This is a genomic window from Neisseria sp. P0009.S007 (assembly GCF_051962515.1).
Window position 1 is genome coordinate 1 of the sequence record NZ_JBQCVF010001347.1, and the last position, 229, is coordinate 229.

At 52.8% G+C, this 229-nt stretch carries 1 pseudogene; it reads right to left on the reverse strand.

The window, feature by feature from the left end:
* Positions 1-229 (reverse strand): annotated as a pseudogene (locus ACTHS3_RS18890) (amidophosphoribosyltransferase); the annotation flags it as partial.

A 229-nucleotide genomic window follows, 5' to 3' on the forward strand; every position in this document is an offset into this window, starting at 1 on the left:
TGGTCGATGTCACCGGTTTGATAGATGCCGTTGAAACAGGACGAATCGAAGGATTCGATTTGCGGATTGAGTGCTTTGACGACGGTTTCCAAATCGCTCAAATTTTGGAAAACGATGCCGTCCGCGCCGATTTCGGCGGCAATTTCCGCCGCGCTGCGCCCGTTGGCAATCAATTCTTCACGCGTGGGCATATCGATGCCGTACACATTGGGATAGCGTACTTCGGGAG